The organism is Pseudomonas sp. AN3A02, assembly GCF_011765255.1.
Taxonomy (GTDB): domain Bacteria; phylum Pseudomonadota; class Gammaproteobacteria; order Pseudomonadales; family Pseudomonadaceae; genus Aquipseudomonas.
On the sequence record NZ_JAARNI010000004.1, the window covers coordinates 72,454 to 93,631 of the forward strand.

The 21,178-nt window shown below is 61.3% G+C and carries 18 protein-coding genes; 6 read left to right on the plus strand and 12 right to left on the minus strand.

What is annotated here, in order from left to right:
• Positions 1–20: 20 nt before the first annotated feature.
• Positions 21–1,364 (plus strand): CDP-diacylglycerol--serine O-phosphatidyltransferase, encoded by a 1,344-nt coding sequence (gene pssA, locus HBJ59_RS17490; RefSeq protein ID WP_167664236.1) that lies wholly within the window; start codon positions 21–23, stop codon positions 1,362–1,364.
• A 30-nt stretch (positions 1,365–1,394) separates the two neighbouring features.
• On the opposite strand, the gene HBJ59_RS17495 is transcribed toward pssA, so the two are convergent.
• The 5 genes from HBJ59_RS17495 to efeU all read right to left on the minus strand — a co-directional run bounded on the left by HBJ59_RS17495 (position 1,395) and on the right by efeU (position 6,190).
• Positions 1,395–1,823 (minus strand): hypothetical protein, encoded by a 429-nt coding sequence (locus HBJ59_RS17495; RefSeq protein WP_167664237.1) that lies wholly within the window; start codon positions 1,821–1,823, stop codon positions 1,395–1,397.
• Between the two features lie 137 nt (positions 1,824–1,960).
• On the minus strand, positions 1,961–2,779 hold the full coding sequence (gene efeO / locus HBJ59_RS17500; RefSeq protein ID WP_167664238.1) for an iron uptake system protein EfeO: 819 nt from the start codon (positions 2,777–2,779) through the stop codon (positions 1,961–1,963).
• A gap of 27 nt (positions 2,780–2,806) precedes the next feature.
• On the minus strand, positions 2,807–4,114 hold the full coding sequence (efeB, locus tag HBJ59_RS17505; RefSeq protein WP_167664239.1) for an iron uptake transporter deferrochelatase/peroxidase subunit: 1,308 nt from the start codon (positions 4,112–4,114) through the stop codon (positions 2,807–2,809).
• A gap of 14 nt (positions 4,115–4,128) precedes the next feature.
• Complete coding sequence (gene efeO / locus HBJ59_RS17510) at positions 4,129–5,331, minus strand: iron uptake system protein EfeO (protein WP_167664240.1); 1,203 nt, start codon at positions 5,329–5,331, stop codon at positions 4,129–4,131.
• 10 nt (positions 5,332–5,341) lie between these two features.
• A complete protein-coding gene (efeU, locus tag HBJ59_RS17515) occupies positions 5,342–6,190 on the minus strand; it encodes an iron uptake transporter permease EfeU (RefSeq protein ID WP_003218412.1) in 849 nt (282 codons plus the stop codon).
• A 168-nt stretch (positions 6,191–6,358) separates the two neighbouring features.
• On the opposite strand from efeU, the gene HBJ59_RS17520 reads away from it, so the two are divergent.
• Positions 6,359–7,381, plus strand: coding sequence for an AraC family transcriptional regulator (locus HBJ59_RS17520; RefSeq protein WP_167664241.1), 1,023 nt, complete (start codon positions 6,359–6,361; stop codon positions 7,379–7,381).
• 550 nt (positions 7,382–7,931) lie between these two features.
• Here the strand turns inward: HBJ59_RS17520 and HBJ59_RS17525 are convergent.
• The 5 genes from HBJ59_RS17525 to HBJ59_RS17545 all read right to left on the minus strand — a co-directional run bounded on the left by HBJ59_RS17525 (position 7,932) and on the right by HBJ59_RS17545 (position 14,871).
• Entirely contained in the window at positions 7,932–9,347 is a 1,416-nt protein-coding gene (locus HBJ59_RS17525) for an efflux transporter outer membrane subunit (RefSeq protein ID WP_167664242.1), read from the minus strand.
• A complete protein-coding gene (locus tag HBJ59_RS17530) occupies positions 9,344–12,523 on the minus strand; it encodes an efflux RND transporter permease subunit (protein ID WP_076013563.1) in 3,180 nt (1,059 codons plus the stop codon). The genes HBJ59_RS17525 and HBJ59_RS17530 overlap by 4 nt, the downstream gene beginning before the upstream one ends.
• A gap of 15 nt (positions 12,524–12,538) precedes the next feature.
• On the minus strand, positions 12,539–13,780 hold the full coding sequence (mexE, locus tag HBJ59_RS17535) for a multidrug efflux RND transporter periplasmic adaptor subunit MexE (RefSeq protein WP_076013718.1): 1,242 nt from the start codon (positions 13,778–13,780) through the stop codon (positions 12,539–12,541).
• A gap of 225 nt (positions 13,781–14,005) precedes the next feature.
• Positions 14,006–14,416: a DUF3757 domain-containing protein gene (locus tag HBJ59_RS17540; protein WP_167664243.1), complete on the minus strand. Its 411-nt coding sequence runs from the start codon at positions 14,414–14,416 to the stop codon at positions 14,006–14,008.
• 68 nt (positions 14,417–14,484) lie between these two features.
• Positions 14,485–14,871 carry a cupin domain-containing protein gene (locus HBJ59_RS17545; RefSeq protein ID WP_076013561.1) on the minus strand — a complete coding sequence of 129 codons (387 nt, stop codon included), beginning with the start codon at positions 14,869–14,871 and terminating at the stop codon, positions 14,485–14,487.
• Positions 14,872–15,136: 265 nt separating this feature from the next.
• Here HBJ59_RS17545 and HBJ59_RS17550 point away from each other — a divergent pair, with 265 nt between their 5' ends.
• From HBJ59_RS17550 to HBJ59_RS17565, 4 genes are read left to right on the plus strand one after another with little or no spacing between them, the layout of a single operon-like run.
• On the plus strand, positions 15,137–16,123 hold the full coding sequence (locus HBJ59_RS17550) for a sugar ABC transporter substrate-binding protein (protein WP_167664244.1): 987 nt from the start codon (positions 15,137–15,139) through the stop codon (positions 16,121–16,123).
• The gene (locus tag HBJ59_RS17555; RefSeq protein WP_167664245.1) at positions 16,123–17,658 is read left to right on the plus strand and encodes a sugar ABC transporter ATP-binding protein; all 1,536 of its coding nucleotides are present in this window, start codon (positions 16,123–16,125) and stop codon (positions 17,656–17,658) included. Before HBJ59_RS17550 ends, HBJ59_RS17555 begins: the two co-directional genes overlap by 1 nt.
• A complete protein-coding gene (locus HBJ59_RS17560; RefSeq protein WP_076013558.1) occupies positions 17,645–18,637 on the plus strand; it encodes an ABC transporter permease in 993 nt (330 codons plus the stop codon). Before HBJ59_RS17555 ends, HBJ59_RS17560 begins: the two co-directional genes overlap by 14 nt.
• Positions 18,634–19,611: an ABC transporter permease gene (locus tag HBJ59_RS17565; protein WP_076013557.1), complete on the plus strand. Its 978-nt coding sequence runs from the start codon at positions 18,634–18,636 to the stop codon at positions 19,609–19,611. The genes HBJ59_RS17560 and HBJ59_RS17565 overlap by 4 nt, the downstream gene beginning before the upstream one ends.
• Positions 19,612–19,641: 30 nt before the next feature.
• Here HBJ59_RS17565 and HBJ59_RS17570 read toward each other — a convergent pair whose 3' ends face one another.
• Positions 19,642–20,493, minus strand: coding sequence for a DUF1989 domain-containing protein (locus tag HBJ59_RS17570; RefSeq protein WP_167664246.1), 852 nt, complete (start codon positions 20,491–20,493; stop codon positions 19,642–19,644).
• 14 nt (positions 20,494–20,507) lie between these two features.
• A complete protein-coding gene (locus HBJ59_RS17575) occupies positions 20,508–21,173 on the minus strand; it encodes a GntR family transcriptional regulator (protein WP_167664247.1) in 666 nt (221 codons plus the stop codon).
• Positions 21,174–21,178 lie beyond the last annotated feature (5 nt).

The window sequence follows — 21,178 nt, forward strand, 5'->3', positions numbered from 1 at the left end:
TTCGACCCATTGCGAGCCCTATGCCGTCGTTATTCAAACGCTCCCTGTTGCCCAAGCTGCGCGGTTTTCCCCTCACCCCTGACGCGATCGAGGTGCTGTCCGGCGCTGCGCAGTACCGCCGTTGCCTGTTGGAGAAAATCTCCCAGGCCACCCAGCGCATCTACATCGTGGCGTTGTACCTGCAACAGGACGAGGCCGGGCAAGAGATCTATGACGCGTTGCATGCCGCCAAGGCTGCACGGCCCGGGCTGGATATCGTGGTGATGGTCGACTCGCTGCGCGCCCAGCGCGGTTTGATCGGGGCTGGCAAGCAACCGGGCAACAGCGCCTGGTACCAGGCCATGACCCAGTCCCACAGCACCGAAGTGCCGGTGTACGGCGTGCCGGTGCAAACCCGGGAACTGTTCGGCGTGCTGCACCTCAAGGGCTTCGTGATCGATGACAGCGTGCTGTACAGCGGCGCCAGCCTGAACAACGTGTACCTGCACAAGTTTGACAAATACCGTTATGACCGTTACCACCTGATCCACAACAAGGCGCTGGCCGACTCGATGCAGCACCTGGTGGAGCACGGCCTGGTGGCCTCCAAGGCCGTGCATCGGCTGGACCTGCCCAACCCGCCGACCACCCGCAGCCTGCGTAACGACATCGGCGACCTGCGCAGCCGGCTGAAGCACGCGGTGTATGACACCACGGCCGGGCAGTTGCCAAACGGCAACCTGACGGTCAGCCCGTTGCTCGGCGTGTGCAAGAACAACCCCCTGAGCCGGGTGATCTGCGAGCTTATCGCCAGTGCCCAGCACCAGCTGACTATCTGTACGCCGTACTTCAACCTGCCGCTGCCGGTGACCCGGGAAATCAACCGCGCCCTGGCGCGCGGGGTGAAGATCGACATCATCGTCGGTGACAAGACCGCCAACGACTTCTACATCCCGCCAAGCGAGCCGTTCAAGGTCATCGCTGCACTGCCGTATCTCTACGAAATCAGCCTGCGACGCTTCGCCAAGCGCCACCAGCGGATGATCGACAGCGGCCAGCTGAACCTGCACCTGTGGCGCGACGGCGACAATACCTATCACCTCAAGGGCATGTGGGTCGACCAGCGCTATACCTTGCTGACGGGCAACAACATCAACCCACGAGCGTTTCGCCTCGACCTGGAAAATGCCTTGTTGATCGATGATCCGAAGGGTGAATGGGTAGGGCCTCGGCGCACCGAGCTTGCGGAGATTTTCCAGCACACCTCGCGTATTGAACGCTACCAGCAACTGGAAACCCTGGTGGAGTACCCGGCGGCCGTCGGCAAGTTTTTGCGTCGGGTCAGCCGGGTGCGGATCGAGCGGTTGTTGTATCGGATTTTGTAGAGGAAGGCCTCTTACCCGGCGTGTTCCACTTCAGCGAGAAACAGCCGCAAGGTACAACGTGTCAATTGCGACGGCGTCATTTCTGCTGTCAGGCGGCGGTTGAATCTGGATCCTGAGAGAGCCAGGGCCGCCTTCTGATTCAACGAGTTTGAAGGGGACGCTGATTGTTGCCTCAGATGTTTTTTTCAACTCTACAGACGCCAGCGTTCGCTGATCAAAATAAAGCGTATACCAGGCATCGACTGTGGCTTTGTATCTCAGTTGGAATAGGTGTTCTTCGCCATGCTTCAGTGAAAATTGTTTGGTCAGGACGGCAATCGCTGATGGTGACGTTGGTCCCGGCTGTGCGTAATAACGCGACCCCTGCTTCACGATTTCCATTGGGTAGGCCGAGTCGGGGTACCAGCCATTCCATTCTTCTTCGTCAAAGGTTGTCTCATCAATCAGTTTAGTGTTCATCACGAACTCCCTGGCGTTAGACGGAAGCGTCTACTGTCATGAAGGTTGATTTTGTGTGGGCTGTCTACTGTCAAAGTTGACAGGTACCGACCTGCTTCCCCTGCGTCAGGGCGCGGGAGAAGCAGGCAGCATGCCAATCAGTTCAAGCCAAGCTTGCCACGCAAGGTGGACAGGTCTTCCGCCAGGGTATTGACCGGGCCAACCAGGGCTTTACGGTCAGCTTCCTTAACCTTGTCGTAGGTCTCGAAACCGCCATCCTTGGTTTTGTACTTGGCCAGGATCTTGTCCACGGCCGCGAAGTTCTTGTCGACTTTGGCGACGAACGCCTTGTCTTGCTTCTCGATCTGCGGACGGAACAGGTCGACGATTTTCTTCGCACCGTCGATGTTGCCCTGGAAGTCATACAGGTCGGTGTGGCTGTAGCGATCTTCTTCACCGGAGATTTTGGTCGCGGCCACTTCTTCCAGCAGGGCAGCAGCGCCACCGACGACTTTTTCCGGCGGGAAGGTCAGGCCGTCAACCCGGGTTTTCAGGTCGAGCACGTCGCTGTTGAGCTTGTCCGCCAGGGCGTCCAGGCCTTTGGTGGTGTTCTCGGAGAACAGGCTGTACTCGATGCGGTGGAAACCGGTGAAGTCTTCGGCTTTCACGCCTTTTTCGTGGTCGTCGACACGGGAGTCGATGGAGGCGTCGAGGTCGCTGAACAGCTCGGCGATCGGCTCGATCGACTCATAGTGAACACGGGTTGGCGCGTACAGCTTCTTGGCGGTGGCCAGGTCGCCTTTTTTCACGGCGTCGGTGAACGCCTGGGTCTGGGTGACCAGCTCGCCGATTTCTTCGGTGACGTAGATCTTGTAGTCCGACACCGGCCCTACCAGGTCCAGCGGCGCGGTGGCGGCGAAGGCGGCCAGCGGCGAAAGGCTCATTAACAACGACAATGCGAGAGACGACTTCTTCATGGGACGATTTCCGCTCTGGGGTTTGTTTTAGGTATTGGCAGTGGTTTGAGGATGTGTCGCATCAAGCAGCGTGCGCCCGATGAAATCCTGGGCCCCGGTGACGCCTGGCAAGGTGAAGAAATAACCGCCGCCGACCGGCTTCAGGTATTCCTCCAGGGGCTCGCCGTTGAGCCGGGTTTGTACGCTGATAAAGCCTTTCTCCAGGTCAGCCTGGTAGCAGATGAACAACAGCCCCATGTCCAGCTGACCGTTTTTGTTGACGCCGTTGGAGTAGTTGAACGGCCGGCGCAGGATCAGGTTGGCCTGGGTCTGTGCTGTACGTGGGTTGGCCAGGCGGATGTGGGCATCGAGCTTGGTCAACTTGCCTTCCGGGTCCTTGCTGTAGTCCGGCACCTGGGTTTCTTTCTGGCCATCCATGGGCGCGCCACTGGTCTTGATCCGGCCAATGATGCTTTCTTGCTCTTGCAGGGGCGTGCGGTCCCAGCGCTCGACGAAGTTGCGGATGATCCGCACCGCCTGGTAGCTGCCATTGACGGCCCAGGCCGGTTCGTCGCTGCCCGGCTGTACCCACACAATCTGGTCCATCGCCTTGTTGTCGTTGGAGTTCGGGTTGGCCGAGCCGTCGCGAAAACCCAGGAAGTTACGCGCGCTCTGCGCCGGCTCGCCAGGGCGGGCAGGGGCCTGGGGCGGTACGCTGCCTTCCTGCTTCCAGCGCACCAGCAGCAGGTCCGGCAGGTTTTTCACGATGTCGCGCAGGGCGTGGATATTGGTGTCCGGGGTGTTGGAGCTGAACTGCAGGCTCAGGTCGCCGTGGCACTGCGCCGGTTCCAGCGCATCGTTGGGGAAACCGACCATGCGGATCAGGCGCTTGGGCTTGGCTGCGGCCAGGCCGAAGCGTTCGTCGAACAGCGACTCGCCCACCGATACGGTGATGGTCAGGTTGTCCGGGGTCACCACCGGGCCGAGGATGCCGGAGTCGGTGGGGGGCAGTTTTGGATCGACTTGCACCACAGTGCCGCCGGTCATCAGGAACGCGATGCGCTCGTTCAAGGTGCGGAACAGCCGCTCCAGGTCTTCGCGGTCGCTGGCCAACACGTCGAACGCCACCAGCATGCCGCAGGCCGGGCGCGGGGTGACGATGCCGGTCTGGTGCTTGCCGTGGTAATCGTGATGGTCCTGGGTCTTTTCACTGCTCGGTGCGGTGGTGACTTGCGCGGCAGCGTTGGCAGCCATCGCCGGGCAGCTCAGGCTGCTGCCGGCAATCGCGGCTCCGGTAGCGGCCATGCCCAGCAATACACGCCGACGCTGGGATGAAAATTGTTCTGAATCACTCATGTCTACGGTCGTCTTCACTTCAGGCCGGAAAGGCCAAGGGCGGGGTCGATTCCATCGAGTGCAACGGCCAGAGCCTTGGCCTTGTCGGCGATCTGCTTGTGCTGATCGGCGGTAACGCTGTCATACGAGGCGTAGCGGCCATCGACTTTCAAGCCGTTGAGTTCGGCGTCGAGGGCGGTGATCGCGCTGTCGATCCCCGGCAGCAATTGCGCGGCAGATTTGGTCAACAGCGGGCGCATCAGGTCCACCACTTTGCGGGCGGCATCCAGGTTGGCGGCGAAGCCGTTGAGATCGGTATGGCTGTAGCGCTCTTCCTCGCCGCTGGCGGCGCGTACGTCAGCCAGGCTGTTGAGGTTGCGCACCACGATGCTCACCAGTTGCTCCGGCGGCAGCGACTGGGCCAGCAGCTGTTGCTTGAGGCTGGTGACGTCGGTGACCAGGCGCTGGGCAATCGGCGCCAGGCCGTCGAGATTGCGTTGCTGGAACAGGCCGTATTCGAGACGGTGGAAGCCGCTGAAGGCCGGGTCCTGCTCGCGCTTTTCAAAGTAGTCGGCGCGGGCGTTGATCGCGTTGTCCAGTTCCGCCAGGCGTTGGGAGGCCGGGGCCAGACGCTGGTAGGCCTCGCGGGCCGGTACGTAAAGTGCCTGGGCCTGGGCGAGGTCGCCGGCTTCGATGGCCTGGTCAAGTGCCGTAACGGCCTTGACCAGCGCGCCGCCCTGACTGCTCAGGTACACGCGGAACTCCGACAACGGGCCGATAAACGCCATCATCGACGGCTTGGCCTTGGCTTGGGCGTCCGACTCGGCAGTCGGTGTCACCTTCAAGGTGCCACGCGGGTTGCTCAGCAGGCCGCAGGTGATCTGGTAGTCGCCGGGCAGCAGGTTGGCGTTGATCACCTGGCTCAGGCCCGGGGCGATATTTTCGCGCTCTTCGACCACCAGCACGCCGTCGAGGATTTCCCACTCCACGGCACGGTCCGAGCGGTTGATGATGCGGAAACTGGCGCGTCCTGCCGGCACTGTCAGCGCATTCGGCTCGCAGCTGTGGGCGTGGATGGTGACGGCAATTTCATTGTGGTTGGCCTGGCGCTTGGAGGCGGCCAGTTGCGAGGCGTAGTAGAACAGGCCACCGGCGGCGATCATCACGACCACCGAGCCGCCCACCGCCCAGCGCAAGGCGCGGGACGGCGGAGCCGGTTGAGGGGTTGGGTTGGACAAGAGGCGGTCCTTACTGGCTGGAAACGGAAGAAGTTGTGCGGGTAGCCGGCTTGCTCGGCGGCGCGGGCAGGAAGAACATCACCAGGGCCACCACCAGGTAAATCAGGTAGGCGCCGAGGGTGCTGATGGTCGGGGCGTCCTGATAGCCGAACATGCCGGCCAGCACCGAGCCCAGCGGGCCATCCATCGGCAGCGTCGCGCTGAAATCGAACAAAACGGTTTGCAGGTGGTTCCACACCCCGGCTTCGTGCAGGGCTTGTACCGAGTTGGCGAGGATGCCGGCGGCGACCACCAGGATAAACAGGCCGGTCCAGCGGAAGAACGCGCCGAGGTTCAGGCGCATGCTGCCGGTGTAGATCAGGAAGCCGACGATGATCGCCAGGATCAGGCCGAGCAGGGCGCCAATCGGCGCACCCGGGCCTTCGCTTTGCTGGAACACGGCCAGCAGGAAGAATACGGTTTCGAGGCCTTCACGGGCCACGGCAAAAAACACCATGGCGATCAGCGCCGTGACCTGATGCTTGGAACCGGCCAAGGCATGATCGAGGGATTCATGCAGGGAATGCTTGATGGAGCGCGCCACCTTGCGCATCCAGAACACCATGGAGCTGAGAATGCCCACGGCCACCAGGCCGACGATGCCTTCGAACAGTTCCTGTTGTTTCTGCGGGAATTCGGCACTCACCAGTTCCAGGCCACCGCCGACCAGCAGTGCCAGGGCTGCTGCCAGAAATACGCCGATCCACACTGCGGGCATGTACTGGCCACGGCCAGTTTGCTTGAGGTAGCTGGCAATAATGCCAACGATCAAGGCGGCTTCTATGCCTTCGCGCAGCATGATTAAAAAAGGAACAAGCATTCGGCACCGAATCGTCACTAGATAGGAAGCTAAGTTGTAACATAATGATACTCATTACTAAACAGTGAATCTTGACCTTTACTGAACCTTGACTGAACGGTGGTGGCAAACCGCAACCCCCACTAGAATGCGCGGCATTGCCCAAGCCACCGGATCGCTCCATTCCCCATGTCGGAAAAAGACACCATTTCCATCCAACTGGTCCGCGAAGCCCTGTTGCAGAGCTGCGCGCCGGGTGCGGCGACCGATGAAGTATTGAGCAAAGTCGGAATCGATCCCGCGCTGCTCGGCCAGCCAACCGCACGCGTCCCGGCAACGGCTTACGCGCGTTTATGGCGCCTGCTGGCACGGCGGATGGACGACGAATTTTTCGGCATGGACGCGCGCAAGCTCAAATCCGGCAGCCTGGAATTCCTCTGCCGCGCCTCGATGGCCCAACCGACCTTGGCCACCGCGTTGGAAACCGGCCTGGGCTTCCTGTCACTGATGCTCGAGCGTATGCCGGCGCAACTGGTGCACCAGCAGAGCCTGGCGGAAATCGTACTGTTGGAACCGGAGCCTGAACCCAAGCGCGCCTTTACCTACTTCGCCTACTGGATGATCGTCCACGGCGTCGCCTGCTGGCTGGCGGGGCGGCGCATCCCGATCCTGGCGATCGAACTGCGCTGCCCGCAGCCAGACTTCTGCGACGACTACCAAGTGATGTTCTCCGACAACCTGCGCTTCGACCGGCCGCGCACCCGAATGATTTTCTCCGCCGACTGCCTCGACCTGCCAATCAAACGCAGCCCGGAAGAACTCAAGCGCTTCCTGGCCCATGCCCCCGCCAACATCCTCGTCAAATACCGCGACCCCGACAGCCTCGCCACCCGCATCAAGACTGACCTTCGGCAAATGCCCGCCGATACCTGGCCGGAAACCGAAGGCCTGGCCGCGTCGCTGTGCATCTCCGCCTCCACCCTGCGCCGGCGCCTGGCGGAAGAAGGGCAGACCTACCAAGGTCTCAAGGACAGCGTGCGCAAAGAACTGGCGATCGTGTGGTTGGCGGACTCCGACATCAGCTTTACCGAAATCGCCACCCGCCTGGGGTTTGCCGATGCCAGCTCGTTCTACAAGGCGTTTCGCAAGTGGTCGGGCTCCAATCCCGGGCACTATCGCAGCCTGATACTTAACGAAACGCCGAACCTGTAGGAGCGAGCTTGCTCGCGAAAAACTTGAGGGCGCCGCGTTCATCCAGAATGCCAGCGTCATCGTTAACGACCTTCGCGAGCAAGCCCGCTCCCACATTTGGACCGTGCCCGCTTTAGCTTCTGATTTTGCTCTTCAACACTCAAGCCGGCCGGTAGGCCGCTGTGCCCTTGATCTGCTGTTGATCTTGATCTTAGGCGCCCCGTTAAACCACGCTGGCCGAACGCAGGCTTTGGAGCGTGGGTAACCCGGCAGGACGCCGGGTTAGCCGTGCTGGGCCAAGGATGGCCCATCGCGGCGGCCCACGGTCCAAAGCCGGAGTGAGGGCACACCGAGCCCAAGCGAGGTGCCGAGTGGTGGGGCAAGAGCGTTTTGCTTACTTTTGCGCTGTTCAAAAGTGAGCCGCTGTAAGAGCGGAACCAATAGCAGCCCTGACCGAAATAACGGATATGTACACACCACAAACGAGCAAAAAAAAGCCCCGCGACCGAATGACGGCGCGAGGCTAAAAATTGGCTGGATGCGACCAACCAAAGGAGCTCTTTAAATCACATCACTTGGCACTGGCGATGGTGGTACTCGGCTGCCACCCACCCCCCAACGCCTTGTAAATCGCGACAATCCCACGATACAGATCCACCTCGGCCTGAGCCTGCGAATCCTCGGCAGCCAAACGCTCACGTTGCGCGTCCAGCAACACCAGGAAATCCACCGTCCCTTCGCGATAACGAATCTCCGCCAGATCCGCAGCCGCCCGACTCGACTCACTCTGACGAATCAGCGAAACCAACCGCTGCTGGCGTTTACCGTAATCACTGAAGGCATTTTCCGATTCTTCCAGCGCCAGCAACACCTGCTGTTCATAGCTCGCCAGAGCGCCATCCGCCTCGGCATCCGCGCCGCGCAACCGCGCCCGCACGCTACCCAAGTCAAACGCCGCCCAGGTAATGCTCGGACCCAGCGACCAGGCATTCGCCGCCGCCGACCCAATCTGCGAACCCCGCCCAGCGGTAAACCCGAGGAACCCACTGAGACTCACCCGCGGAAACAGATCAGCCTTGGCCACCCCAATCCGCGCCGTGGCGGCTGCCAACTTACGCTCGGCACTGAGAATGTCCGGACGACGCTGCAACAGTTGCCCCGGATCACCAATCGGCAACGCCTTGGCAATCGCCGGCAAATCTTTCGGGCTCAAATCCACGCTCAACTTGTCCGGACGCTCACCGAGCAGGGTAGCGATGCGATTACGCTCGCGAACTTCCTCGGCCTGCAGTTGCGGCACACTGGCTTCTACAGCCGCCAGCCGCGCATCGGCACGCACTACATCGAGCTGATCGCCCACACCGGCATCCCGCAGGCTGACCGTAATGCCGCGCGAATCCTCCTGATTCTTCAGGTTGGCCACCGCGATCTTCTCACGCAGTTGCGCGCCCCGCAGTTGACCGTAAGCATCCACCAGCTCGGCAATCATCGTGACTTGCAGTTGATACAGGTCGGCCTCGGCAACCTGTTGGTCAGCGTCGCTGGCCTCGAGGTTGCGGCGGATGCGCCCGAACAAGTCCACCTCCCAGGCCATGTCCAGGCCCAGGTCATAACGCTCACTGTTGACGCGTTTGGTGGTCTGGCCCGGAATCTGGCCTTTGCCCACGTCGCTGCTGACGCGGCTGGTGATCACCGGCATCACGTCATTGGCAGCGTCGTCACGAATCGCCCGGGCTGCCCGCAGGCGGGCAAATGCCACCCGCAGGTCACGGTTACCGTTCAGGGACTGAGTCACCAACTGGTTAAGGGTCGGGTCCTCGAACTGCTGCCACCAGATGCCTTCGAACTTCGCGTGGTCGTACTGCTTGGCGTCGGCGGCGGCCGTTACGTTGGCCGCCTCCAGTGGCTGGGTTTTATAGTCCGGGCCCACGGCACAGGCGCTCAGCGCCAGTACCAGCAAGCTCGGCAAAAATACTTTCACGCTCATTGCTGTGTCTCCAGCTTCAAGGCCTTGGCCGCTTTGCGCGCCTCACCGCGTTCAACAAACCGGCGGATCAGAACATAGAACACTGGTGTCAGCAGCAGACCGAAGAAGGTCACGCCGATCATCCCGGAGAACACCGCCACACCCATGGCATGACGCATCTCGGCACCGGCACCGCTGGACAACACCAGAGGCACTACACCCATGATGAAGGCGAACGAGGTCATCAGGATCGGCCGCAGACGCAGACGGCAGGCTTCCAGTACCGCGGCGAGCGGGTCGAGGCCTTCCTGCTGTTTATCCTTGGCGAACTCGACGATCAGAATCGCGTTCTTACAGGCCAGGCCCACCAGTACGATCAGGCCGATCTGGGTAAAGATGTTGTTGTCGCCGCCAGAGATAATCACCCCGGTGATGGCCGACAGCAGGGTCATCGGTACGATCAGGATCACCGCCAATGGCAGGCTCCAGCTTTCGTATTGGGCGGCGAGTACCAGGAACGCCAGCAGTACGCAGAGCGGGAACACGAACAGCGCAGTGTTGCCCGAGAGGATTTGCTGATAGGTCAGGTCGGTCCACTCGTAGGTCATGCCGTTGGGCAGTTCGTCTTTCAACAGTTTCTCGATCGCCACCTGGGCCTGGCCGGAGCTGTAGCCCGGTGCGGCGTTGCCGTTGATCTCAGCCGTGATGAAGCCGTTGTAGTGCATCACGCGGTCCGGACCCGAGGTGTCGCTGACCTTGATGAAGGTCGCCAGGGGAATCATCTCGCCTTTGTTGTTACGCACTTTCAGCTGACCGATCTGGTCTTCATCCTGGCGGAACTGTTGCTCAGCCTGCACGTTGACCTGATAGGTGCGCCCGAAGCGGTTGAAGTCGTTGGCATACAACGAACCCAGGTAGATCTGCAGGGTGTCGAAGATGTCACTGATCGCCACGCCATGGGTCTTGGCCTTTTCGCGGTCGATGGCCGCATCGACCTGAGGCACGTTGACCGTGTAGCTGGTGAACAGGCCGAACAACTCAGGCACGCCACGGCTTTTGGTAATGATGTTCTGCACTTCTTTGTACAGCTCGTCGTAACCCAGGTTGCCACGGTCTTCGACCTGCAGGCGGAACCCGCCAATCGTCCCCAGGCCCTGTACCGGCGGCGGTGGGAAGATCGCCATGTAGGCTTCCTGGATGCTGCTGTACTTGCCATTCAGTGCACCGGCAATCGCACCGGCAGACAGGCTCGGGTCTTTACGCTCATCGAACGGCTTCAAGGTCACGAACACGATGCCGTTGTTCGGGCTGTTGGTAAAACCGTTGATCGACAAACCAGGGAAGGCAATCGCGCTTTCCACGCCCGGCTGTTTCATCGCAATGTCCGACATGCGCTTGATCACGTCTTCGGTGCGGTCCAGGCTCGCGGCGTCCGGCAATTGCGCGAAGGCCACCAGGTATTGCTTGTCCTGGGCCGGTACGAAACCGGTCGGCGTGTGGGCAAAGCCCAGCCAGGTCAGGACCATCAGGCCGGCGTACAGGAACAGCGCGATGCCACTGCCGCGAATCACCCGGCGCACAGTGCCGACGTAACCATGGCTGGCCTTCTCGAAGAAACGGTTGAACGGCTTGAACAACCAACCGCCCAGCATCTTGTCGAGGAACCTGGAGAAGCCGTCTTTCGGTGCGTTGTGGCCTTTGAGCAATACCGCTGCCAGTGCGGGCGACAGGGTCAGCGAGTTGAACGCCGAAATCACCGTCGAGATCGCAATGGTCAAGGCGAACTGCTTATAGAACTGCCCGGTCAAGCCGCTGATAAAGGCCGCTGGAATGAACACCGCACACAGTACCAGCGCGGTCGCGATGATCGGGCCGGTCACTTCGCTCATGGCCTTTTCGGTGGCCGGGAACGGTTCCAGTCCAAGCTCGATGTTCCGCTCGACGTTCTCCACCACCACGATGGCGTCGTCCACCACGATACCAATCGCCAACACCAGTCCGAACAGCGACAGCGCATTGAGCGAGAAGCCAAACAGGTGCATCACCGCAAAGGTACCGATCAACGAAACCGGCACCGCCACCAACGGAATGATCGACGCACGCCAGGTTTGCAGGAACAGGATCACCACCAGCACCACCAGGATCAGTGCTTCGAACAAGGTGTGAACCACGGCCTCGATGGAGCCGCGCACGAAGACGGTCGGGTCGTAGGCGATTCGGTAGTCCATGCCTTCCGGGAAGCTCTTTTTCAGCTCCGCCATTTCGGCGCGCACTTCATTGGAGATGTCGATGGCGTTGGAGCCAGGGCGCTGGAAGATCGGAATCGCCACGGCCGGCTGGTTGTCGATCAACGAGCGCAGGGCATATTGGCTGGAACCCAGCTCAACCCGCGCGATGTCCTTCAGGCGCGTGATTTCGCCGTTGTCACCGGCACGAATGACGATGTTCTCGAACTCTTCCTCAGTGACCAGACGGCCCTGGGTATTCACCGACAGCTGGAAACTGGTGTCAGTCGGCGCAGGCTGCGCACCCAGCGCACCGGCCGCTACCTGGCGGTTCTGCTCGCGAATGGCCGTCACCACATCAGTGGCGGTCAGGTTGCGCGAGGCGGTCTTGTTCGGATCGAGCCACACCCGCAGGGAGTAGTCGCCCATGCCGAACAGCTGCACATCACCCACGCCGCCCAGCCGTGCCAACTCATCCTTGATATTCAGGATCGCGTAGTTGGACAGGTACAGCATGTTGTAGCGCTGATCGGGGGAGGTGATGTGCACCACCATGGTCAGGTCGGGAGAGGCCTTGTCCACGGTGATGCCGATGCGTGTCACTTCCTCAGGCAGTTTTGGCTGAGTCCGGGTTACCCGGTTCTGGACCTGCACCTGCGCGTTGTCCAGGTCGGTGCCCAGGGCGAAGGTGATGGTCAGGGTCAGCTTGCCGTCGGCGGTCGATTGCGAGGACATGTACAGCATGTTCTCGACGCCGGTGATGGCTTGCTCCAGAGGCGCGGCCACGGTTTCACCGATGACCTTGGGGTTGGCGCCCGGGAAGTTGGCGCGTACCACTACAGTCGGCGGCACCACTTCCGGGTATTCACTGATGGGTAGCTGGAACAGTGAAATCGCGCCGGCGATCAGGATCAACAGCGACAGCACCGCTGCGAAGATCGGCCGCGAAATGAAGAACTTGGAAAAATTCATCTTGAGTCGTATCCCTTAACCGCGTGGAGTCGCGACACTGGCGAGCTTGGGCGCGGCTTTATCCGGCGCCACTTGCTCCAGGTTGCTGGCTTCAAGCGCTTGTCGTTGTTGTGCCAAGGCGGCGAGGGTTTCCTTGCTGGCCATCGGGATGGTTTCCGGAGCAACCGGCGATCCCGGGCGAACGCGCTGCAAGCCTTTGACGATGATCGTGTCGTCCTTGGTCAGGCCGCTGCGCACGATGCGCAAGCCTTCGATCTTCGGCCCCAGTTCCACGGCGCGATAGGCAGGCTTGTCGCCGTCCATCACCAGTACGAATTTCTTGCCCAGGTCGGTGCCCACGGCTTCGTCGCTGATCAGCACGGCGGAGTAGGTGCCGCTGCCCACCAGCTTCAAGCGGGCATACAGGCCAGGGGTGTATTCGCCCTTGCTGTTATCGAACACGGCGCGACCGCGAATGGTGCCGGTGGCCGGGTTGACCTGGTTGTCGACGAAGTTCATCTGGCCCAGGTGCGGGTTGCCGGTTTCATTCGACAGGCCCAGGTACACCGGGGTGGTAGCGCCACGGCGACCCTGGCGCGCGAGTTCGGTGTACTTGAGGTACACGCGCTCATCGGCGTCAAAGTAGGCGTAGACCTTGTCGGTGGAGACCACGCTGGTCAGCGCGGTGACATCGGCGGTCACTAGGTTGCCGGCGGTGATTTCGGCACGGCTGACACGGCCGCTGATGGGCGAAGTCACGCGGGTGAAACTCAGGTTCAACTTGGCCAGGTCCAACTGCGCCTGGATCCCGGCGACGGCGGCGCGGGCTTCCTGGGCGGCGGTGGTGCGCGAATCGGCCAGTTCGGCGGAGATCGCATTGCTCTGGCGCAGGCGTTCGCCGCGCTGGGCTTCGTTATCACTGCGGGAGGCAGCAGCTTTGGTTTGCTGCAGTTGGGCTTCGAGGCGGCGCACTTCAGCCTGGAATGGGCGTGGGTCGATCTGGAACAGCAGGTCGCCTTTCTTGACCAGCGCGCCTTCGGTGAAGGCTACCTGATCGATCTGGCCCGACACGCGCGGACGGATCTGTACGGTTTCCGGCGCTTCGAGGCGGCCGGTGAATTCGTCCCACTCGTTGACCGGTTGTTCCAGCACCTTGGCCACGCTGACATGGCTGGGTGGCATGGCGGCTGCTTGTTCCGGCGCTTTGCCGCAGGCGCTCATCACCATCACGGCCAAAATGGCCAAGGGATAGCGCAAATGTTTGAGAGACTGTTCCATGAAGTGCATCCGCCAATGTATTTAAGATGGGCGGATCATGCTCGGCAGGGTGCTATCTCACGAATCGAATGAAACAAAGGTAACTATCATTCGGAATGATATAAGCGTAAAGCGAGCCCTCTAGCATGCAGGTTTCGTTAGGGAGCTATCAATGCTGCTGATGACAAAGGACTGTTGCGCAAGATGCAAGGAACAGCGCGCCACATAAACTGTCGGGCATGCTTGCTATTCAAACGTACAGAGCGCCGGGTCGGTTGCCGTGCATTCGTTGCCTGCCCACGCGCTGCCGACGGGCTTGGCATTGACCGGGTTTTTCAGGGTCATGCTCACCGGTTCGTGGTTCTGATCCAGGTAGTGGCATGCCACCGACGACTCACCCTGGCTGCTTTGGATCACCGCCTTTTCAAAGTGGACCTGGTGCAGGTCCTTCTGCTCTGTCATCGGGTTTTGCCCGGTCCATTGCTGACCGTCCGGGCCGGACGCGGAGTAGGCAACCACTTCGCCGGTCGGCGTCTTTTTGTACGTATCTTTAAGGGCATGGGTGGGCGGGCAGGCGGCAGTGCCAGCGTAAGCGTTGCCCGCCAACGCCATCAGGATAACCACGAGGGCTGAGGTTTTCTTGAGCTGCCTGTTCATCACGCGGGCTCCTGGTCGGGAGAAACAGTGATGTAAAGACTAGCCCAAACAGGCAACGCCGGAAGGTGCTAAATCCACACGTCGTTGATTGCCGTACGCTCGCCACCCTCACTGCCGGTGTTCAGCACGCCGCAGGGCTCGATCAACAGCAGCTTCACCTCACCCAATGCGTGCGGCTTGTGCTCAACCCCTTTGGGCACCACATACATTTCCCCTTGGCCGATGGTCACGGCGCCGTCGCGGAAGTCGATGCGCAGGGTGCCTTCCAGGACGATAAAGGTTTCATCGGTGTCGGCATGGTCGTGCCAGATAAAGTCACCTTCAATCTTCACCACCTTGAACTGGTAGTCGTTCATTTGCGCGACGACCTTGGGCGCCCATTGCTCGCTGAACAGGGCGTATTTTTGCGCGAAGTTGATCGAAGTGTAATGCGTCGAAGCGGAGGTGGCAGGCATCGGAGGTTCCAGGGTTTCAGCAGATCGGAGCCTTACGTTAGGCCCAACGGCCCCATGGATATTGAATGATCGTGCAGTAGGCGGCGGTCTTGGGTGTGTGCAACTGTTGGCTGGGCAACACCAGTCGGACACTTATGGTTTACGCGGGACAGCGTGATGCCAGCCGTTGTTTTTATCTGATTGATTTTATTAACAATAATTTATGGCATGGGCTCTGCAATGCACACAGGTGAACCCTTTCACCCGTAGCTCAGCGGAGCCTTGTATGCCTTGCACTTTTTTCTCACGTTTCCGTTTCATCTGGCTTGGCGCAGCGCTGTTGCTGGGCCACCCCGCGCTGTCCCAGGCCGCCGAGGGCGACGACGCGGTGCCGTCCCTGGCCGGCAAGCACATTGCCGTGAGCATGACCGGCACCAGTCACTATTTCGATATCAAGGCATTCCAGGCCCAGGTCGACGAGATCAAGCGCCTCGGCGGCACGCCGATCACCCTCGACGCCGGGCGCAATGACAAGAACCTGGTGACCCAACTGCAAACCGTGGTCACCCAGAAACCCGATGCGGTGATCCAGACCCTCGGCACCCTCAGCGTGATCGACCCGTGGCTCAAGCGCATCAGCAAGGCCGGCATCCCGCTGTTCACCATCGACGCGCCTTCGCAGTACAGCCTCAACAACACCACCTCGGATAACGTCGCCACCGGCAAGGCCTTGGCCGATCAACTGATCAAGGACGCCGGCGGCAAGGGCAAGATCCTGGTGTTCAATGGCTTCTACGGCGTGCCGGTGTGCGCGATTCGCTATGACCAGTTGAAGCTGGCGCTCAAGGATCACCCGCAACTGGAAATCATCGAGCCGGAGTTGCGGGATGTGATCCCCAACACCGTGCAGGATGCGTATTCCCAAGTGTCCGCGTTGCTCAACAAGTACCCGGCCGGCAGTGTCTCGGCGATCTGGGCGGCGTGGGACATTCCGCAACTGGGGGCGAGCAAGGCGTTGATCGATGCCAAGCGCACCGAGATCAAGACTTATGGTGTGGACGGCACGCCTGAAGTGCTGGAGCTGCTCGGCCAGGCCAATTCACCGGTGGGCGCAGTGGTCGCCCAGCAGCCGGCGCTGATCGGCAAGACCGCGGTGCAGAACGTGGCCCGCTACCTGGCCGGGCAGCGTGACCTGCCCAAGGAAACTCACGTCGCGACGCTGCTGACCACGGCTGCCAACCTGGCGCAGGTCCAGCAACTGCGGGGTGATTAATGGCTGCATTGCACTTGCAGCACCTGCACAAACGTTTCGGCGCCACCCTGGCGCTGGATGATGCGAGCCTGAAAGTCGAGCGCGGCACCATTCATGGCCTCGTGGGTGAGAACGGTGCCGGCAAGTCGACCTTGATCAAGGTGTTGGCGGGGATCCACAAGGCGGACTCGGGGCAGGTGAGCATTGACGGCCAGGCGTATGCCGCGCTATCGCCGCGCCAGGTGGATGCCCTGGGCGTGCAGTTCATCCATCAGGAGCGCCTGTTGCCGGCGAGTTTTACCGTGGGCGAGGCGCTGTTTTTCGGGCATGAATTACGCCGTGGCCCGTTTGTGGATCGGCGTCGGCAGCAGCGTGAGGCCGAGCGCTTGCTGGCGGAATATTTTGAGCTGCAACTGCCGGCCGACGCGTTGGTAGGCGAGCTGAACAGCGCCGAGCGCCAGGTGCTGCAAATCACCCGGGCGTTGATTCGCCAGCCGAAAATCCTGGTGTTCGACGAGCCCAGCGTGGCGTTGGTCAAGCGCGAGGTCGACCAGTTGCTGCGGATCGTCAAGCGCCTGCGGGACCAGGGTTTATCAATCCTCTACATCTCCCATTACCTGCAGGAAATCGACAGCCTGTGCGATGAGGTGACGGTGTTGCGCAATGGTCGTGATGTGGCGGTGGTGGAGCCACGGCATACCTCCAGCGCGCAGATTGCGCGGTTGATGGTCAATCGTGAGGTGCAGGACATGTATCCCAAGGCTCAGGTCGAACTGGGTGAACCGTTGCTGCAGGTGCGCTCGTTGAGCCTGGCCCGGCGCTACCGGGAGATCGACCTGGAGCTGCGCCGAGGCGAAATCGTCGGACTGACCGGGCTGGTCGGGTCGGGCGCTAAAGACTTGCTCAAGACCCTGTTTGGCGTAGCGCGTGCCGACAGCGGCAGCATCCACCTGGAAGGCCGCTTGTTGCGCCTGCGTTCACCCGGCGACGCCATCGCTCGAGGGATTGCCCTGGTGCCGGAAGAGCGCCGCAGCCAAGGGATTTCGCCGCTGCTCTCGGTGCTGGAAAACCTCACACTGGCCGGGCTTGCGCGGTTCAGCCGTTGGGGCTTGCTGAACAAGCGCCAGGAACAGGCCGAAAGCCTGCGCCTGATCGACGAACTGGCAATCAAGGCGCCAGGTCCGCAGGCCGCGGTCAGCCAACTCAGCGGGGGTAACCAGCAGAAAGTTGCCTTGGGCAAATGGTTGAGTCGACGCTCGGCGGTGTATCTGTTGGATGAGCCGTGCGTGGGGGTGGATGTGGGCGCCAAAGTCGAGATTTATCGCCTGATCGGGCGCCTGGTGGAAGAGGGGGCTGCGGTGCTGGTGCTGTCTTCGGACTTGCCCGAGCTGCTGGGAATTTGCGACCGCATCCTGGTGTTGCATCGAGGCGAGATTGCCGGTGAGTTCCTGGCCGGTGAGGCGGACAGTGATCAATTGCTGGCGTGTGCCACGGGGGCTGTGCCGCCCACGGTATCCGTGCCGGTGAATCGGGAGGTGGCGCATGTCCCTGCTTGAGACGGCTGCGCCGGGCTTGTCCCAACGGTTGTGGGTACTGGTGTTGCGGCGCGGTTCGGTGGGGGTGTTCCTGGCGATCCTGCTGGGGTTTGCCGTGGCCGCGCCAAACTTTTTGTCGGTGGGTAATATCGCCAATGTGTTCAGCCAGTCGGCCATCCTGGGGGTGCTTGCCTTCGGCCTGACCTGCGTGATCATTGGCGGCGGTTCCAATGTCGTCGCTGGCGGGCTGGACCTGTCGCTGGCGGCCAATCTGGGGTTGTGCGCTGCACTGTTCAGCCGACTCAACAATGCCGGTCTCGACCTTTGGGCCAGCCTGCTGCTGACCTTGGGCTGTGGCCTGGCGGTCGGCCTGCTCAATGGCCTGGCTGTGGTGGTACTGCGTTTGCCACCGTTGCTCGCGACCCTGGCAAGCATGAATGTTCTGGCCGGCCTGGAGTTGGTCCTGACCGAAAACACCGTGGTCTCCACCGACTCACCGTTGCTCGACCTGCTCAGCGGCGGGACCTGGCTGGCAGTGCCGGCACTCGCCTGGGTGTTGCTGGTGACGGCCTTCGTGCTGACGCTGTTGATCCAGCACACGGCGTATGGCCTGCGCCTGCATGCCGTCGGGGAATACCCGCACGCCGCTGAGGCTGCGGGCATTCGGGTGCCAGCGTATGTGCTTTCCAGCTATCTGTTGTCGGGGTTGTGTGCCGCCGTGGCGGCTTTGTGTTCAGCGGCATTTTTCAGCGGCAGCACCACCGGCTCCGGCGACATGCTGCTATCGGTGGTGGCGATTGCCTTTCTCGGCGTGGTGTTTTCCCGGCGACTGGTGGCGAGCATCCCCGGCACCTTGCTGGCGACCTTGCTGATCGGCTTTTTGATCAACGGGTTTCAACTGCTGAACCTGTCGAGCTTCTGGGTCAACGGTGTGCAGGGCGTGCTGATTTTGCTGGTGGTCGCGGCTTCCAGTGCATTGAACCGGGGAGAGCCTTCATGAGTCAGGTATCGACGCTACAAGCACATGGCGGTGGGTGGCGTTCACTGTTACCCCTGACGTTACCGTTGGTGTTCGTGGCCATCGTCATGGTGTTTGCCTGGCAGGCACCCGGGTTCCTCAGTGGCGGTAATCTCAAAAGCCTGGTGCTGAACAACTTCGTGCTGCTGGCGATTGTCGCCATCGGCATGACCTACGCGGTGGCGGCCGGTGGCATCGACCTGTCGGTGGGCACCGCGCTGGATTTCGCCAGTTTCAGCTTTGTAGTGTTACTGAACGCCGGGCACGGGTTGGGTGTGGCGATCGCTGGTGCGTTGGCCGCCGGGTTGCTGGTAGGACTGTTCAACGCCGGCTTGATCGCGGGTTTGCGGATCAGCCCGTTCCTGGCGACCCTCGGCACCTTGTTTATCGGCACCAGTGCCCAGCAGTTGCTCTCGGACGGTGGCCAGCCGATCTACATCGCCCAGGGCTTCAAGCCGGAACTGGCGAGCTTCAGCCCGTTGGGTGTGCCGTTGCCGTTGTTGATCGTGCTGGTATTGGCAGTGGTCTACGGCCTGTTGCTGGCCCGTGGACGCCTGGGGCGCGAACTGCTGGCCCAAGGCACCCAGCCGCTGCTGGCGTATTACTCAGGGTTATCGGTACGGCGCATTGTCACCACCACAGTATTGGCCGCTGCGCTGGCGTGTGGGGTGGCGGGGATTCTGCTCAGTTCGACGGTGAGCGCTTATGTGCCGCTGTCGGGCAATGCGTTCCTGCTGAATGCGATTGGTGCGGTATTTATCGGCACCACGTTGAATCGCCAGGGCCGGGCGAATATTCCGGGCACGCTGCTGGGTGTGCTGTTTATCAACGTCATTGCCAATGGCTTGCTGTTGATCGGCTGGAATTTTTACTGGCAGCAGGTGGCCACCGGCGTGCTGATTTTTGTGGTGCTGGCCTTCAGTTTTATCAGCCGCAGGATCGCCCAGAACACCTGAGGCGCGGCGCCCCAGGTGTCAATCTGGCGGTTACTTTTCCCAGTCAGCCTTGGGGATCAACAGGCCATGGTTGCCGTTATAGGCGGCGCGTTCGGGCTGTTTCCAGCCTTCCAGCAGCGCGTCGTCGAGGCGGTAGATCTCAACCCCCAATGGACGGCAGACCTTCAGCGGGTCTTCGGCGTCCGGGCCCCACATCGGCAGCGACAGGTCGCCACCCGGGCAGGTGGAGAGGGCGCACAGCAGGTCGATTTCGGCAAAAAACTCCAGATAGTCGCCCTGTTTGGCCGGGCAGGCTTTCATGAAGTACATGTCGTCGTGATTCAGGCCGGTGCACTGAAAGATATTCAACACGTCATGCACGTCGAACTCGGTCAGGCCGTGGGGCAGCACGGCCCGAGTCAGGTTGGAGTGGCAGTGGTGGTGGAAGTCTTCGCCGGTGAGCATCTTGTTCACGTAAGGGTCGCAGCGCGTGCCGAGCAAATCGTGCAGGCGCCCGCCGTGTTCGTCGATGCCGTAGTCGGCCAGGCTGTCGTCGGTGATGGTGACCATCGGCCGCAAAAACGGCAAATTCGACCACAGGCGGTCATAGGTGCTGACGTGAGCGCCTTGCAACTGGCGGGTGCGTGCCGCCCACATGCGCTCGCGAGGGTCGTTTGCACTCCACACGTTGAAGTCGCCGACCTGCGGGCCCACCGGTGTGGTCACACGGAACACATGGCCGGCCGGCACTTTCCAGGCGCGGCCGGTGCGGATCGGCACTTCAAATTGTTCGATCAGGGTGCGGCCGTCCCGGGACTCGCGCACGCGGTCATAAAAGGCTTTGTCGACCTGCAAGGCAGCGCCTTTGCTGACTTGGTAGGCCGCTGGATAGTCCTTGTACATGGTAGGTCCTCGCTTCAGGGTTTGGGGATGCTGCTCAGAATGTCCAGCAGCACCGATTCGGAGTCGTTGAGGTAGCTGCCCAGGGCTTCCCTGGCGGCTTGCTTGTGGCCGTCAACCAACAGGTCGTGAATCTGCCGGTCGCGTTCCAGCCAGGGTTTCTGGAAGGTTTCCTCGCTGGGCGCGTTGGAAAACACCAGGCGCATCTGGGCTGCAATATGGGTAAAGAATTCGTCCAGCAACGGGCTGCGCATCAGCCCGACGATGTGTTGGTGAAAGCGCAGGCTGTGAGTACCGAAGGCCTGCCAGTTTTCGCGATCCTGGGCCAATTGCGCGGCCTCGATGGACTCGAGCATCAAGTCGGACTGGTACTCGCGCAACGGCTTGCTGGCGGCGATGGCCTGCAGCTCCAGGGTGCGACGCACCTTAAAGAGGTCACGCACTTCATCCACCCCGAGGCGGCGCACGATCACGCCTTTGTTGCGCACGTAACTGGTCAGGCCTTCGCGGCCCAAGTGATGCAGGGCTTCGCGCACGGTGTTGCGCGAGGCGTTGTAGGCGTTCACCAGCTCGCTCTCCACCAGCGGCATGCCGGGCAGCAGGCGGCCGCCGATGATGTCTTCACGCAGCTCGATGGCAACCTGGTCGGCCAGCGACAGGCTGGGTTCCTTGGCTTGACTCACGTTGG

What these genes read in the sequence shown, in the direction of transcription:
- HBJ59_RS17495 (WP_167664237.1), bottom strand. Translation starts at nt 1,823, where the DNA reads ATGAACACTAAACTGATTGATGAGACAACCTTTGACGAAGAAGAATGG.
- efeO (WP_167664238.1), bottom strand. Translation starts at nt 2,779, where the DNA reads ATGAAGAAGTCGTCTCTCGCATTGTCGTTGTTAATGAGCCTTTCGCCG.
- HBJ59_RS17550 (WP_167664244.1), top strand. Translation starts at nt 15,137, where the DNA reads ATGCCTTGCACTTTTTTCTCACGTTTCCGTTTCATCTGGCTTGGCGCA.
- HBJ59_RS17555 (WP_167664245.1), top strand. Translation starts at nt 16,123, where the DNA reads ATGGCTGCATTGCACTTGCAGCACCTGCACAAACGTTTCGGCGCCACC.
- HBJ59_RS17560 (WP_076013558.1), top strand. Translation starts at nt 17,645, where the DNA reads ATGTCCCTGCTTGAGACGGCTGCGCCGGGCTTGTCCCAACGGTTGTGG.
- HBJ59_RS17530 (WP_076013563.1), bottom strand. Translation starts at nt 12,523, where the DNA reads ATGAATTTTTCCAAGTTCTTCATTTCGCGGCCGATCTTCGCAGCGGTG.
- efeB (WP_167664239.1), bottom strand. Translation starts at nt 4,114, where the DNA reads ATGAGTGATTCAGAACAATTTTCATCCCAGCGTCGGCGTGTATTGCTG.
- mexE (WP_076013718.1), bottom strand. Translation starts at nt 13,780, where the DNA reads ATGGAACAGTCTCTCAAACATTTGCGCTATCCCTTGGCCATTTTGGCC.
- HBJ59_RS17565 (WP_076013557.1), top strand. Translation starts at nt 18,634, where the DNA reads ATGAGTCAGGTATCGACGCTACAAGCACATGGCGGTGGGTGGCGTTCA.
- HBJ59_RS17545 (WP_076013561.1), bottom strand. Translation starts at nt 14,871, where the DNA reads ATGCCTGCCACCTCCGCTTCGACGCATTACACTTCGATCAACTTCGCG.
- HBJ59_RS17525 (WP_167664242.1), bottom strand. Translation starts at nt 9,347, where the DNA reads ATGAGCGTGAAAGTATTTTTGCCGAGCTTGCTGGTACTGGCGCTGAGC.
- HBJ59_RS17570 (WP_167664246.1), bottom strand. Translation starts at nt 20,493, where the DNA reads ATGTACAAGGACTATCCAGCGGCCTACCAAGTCAGCAAAGGCGCTGCC.
- efeU (WP_003218412.1), bottom strand. Translation starts at nt 6,190, where the DNA reads ATGCTTGTTCCTTTTTTAATCATGCTGCGCGAAGGCATAGAAGCCGCC.
- HBJ59_RS17520 (WP_167664241.1), top strand. Translation starts at nt 6,359, where the DNA reads ATGTCGGAAAAAGACACCATTTCCATCCAACTGGTCCGCGAAGCCCTG.
- HBJ59_RS17540 (WP_167664243.1), bottom strand. Translation starts at nt 14,416, where the DNA reads ATGAACAGGCAGCTCAAGAAAACCTCAGCCCTCGTGGTTATCCTGATG.
- pssA (WP_167664236.1), top strand. Translation starts at nt 21, where the DNA reads ATGCCGTCGTTATTCAAACGCTCCCTGTTGCCCAAGCTGCGCGGTTTT.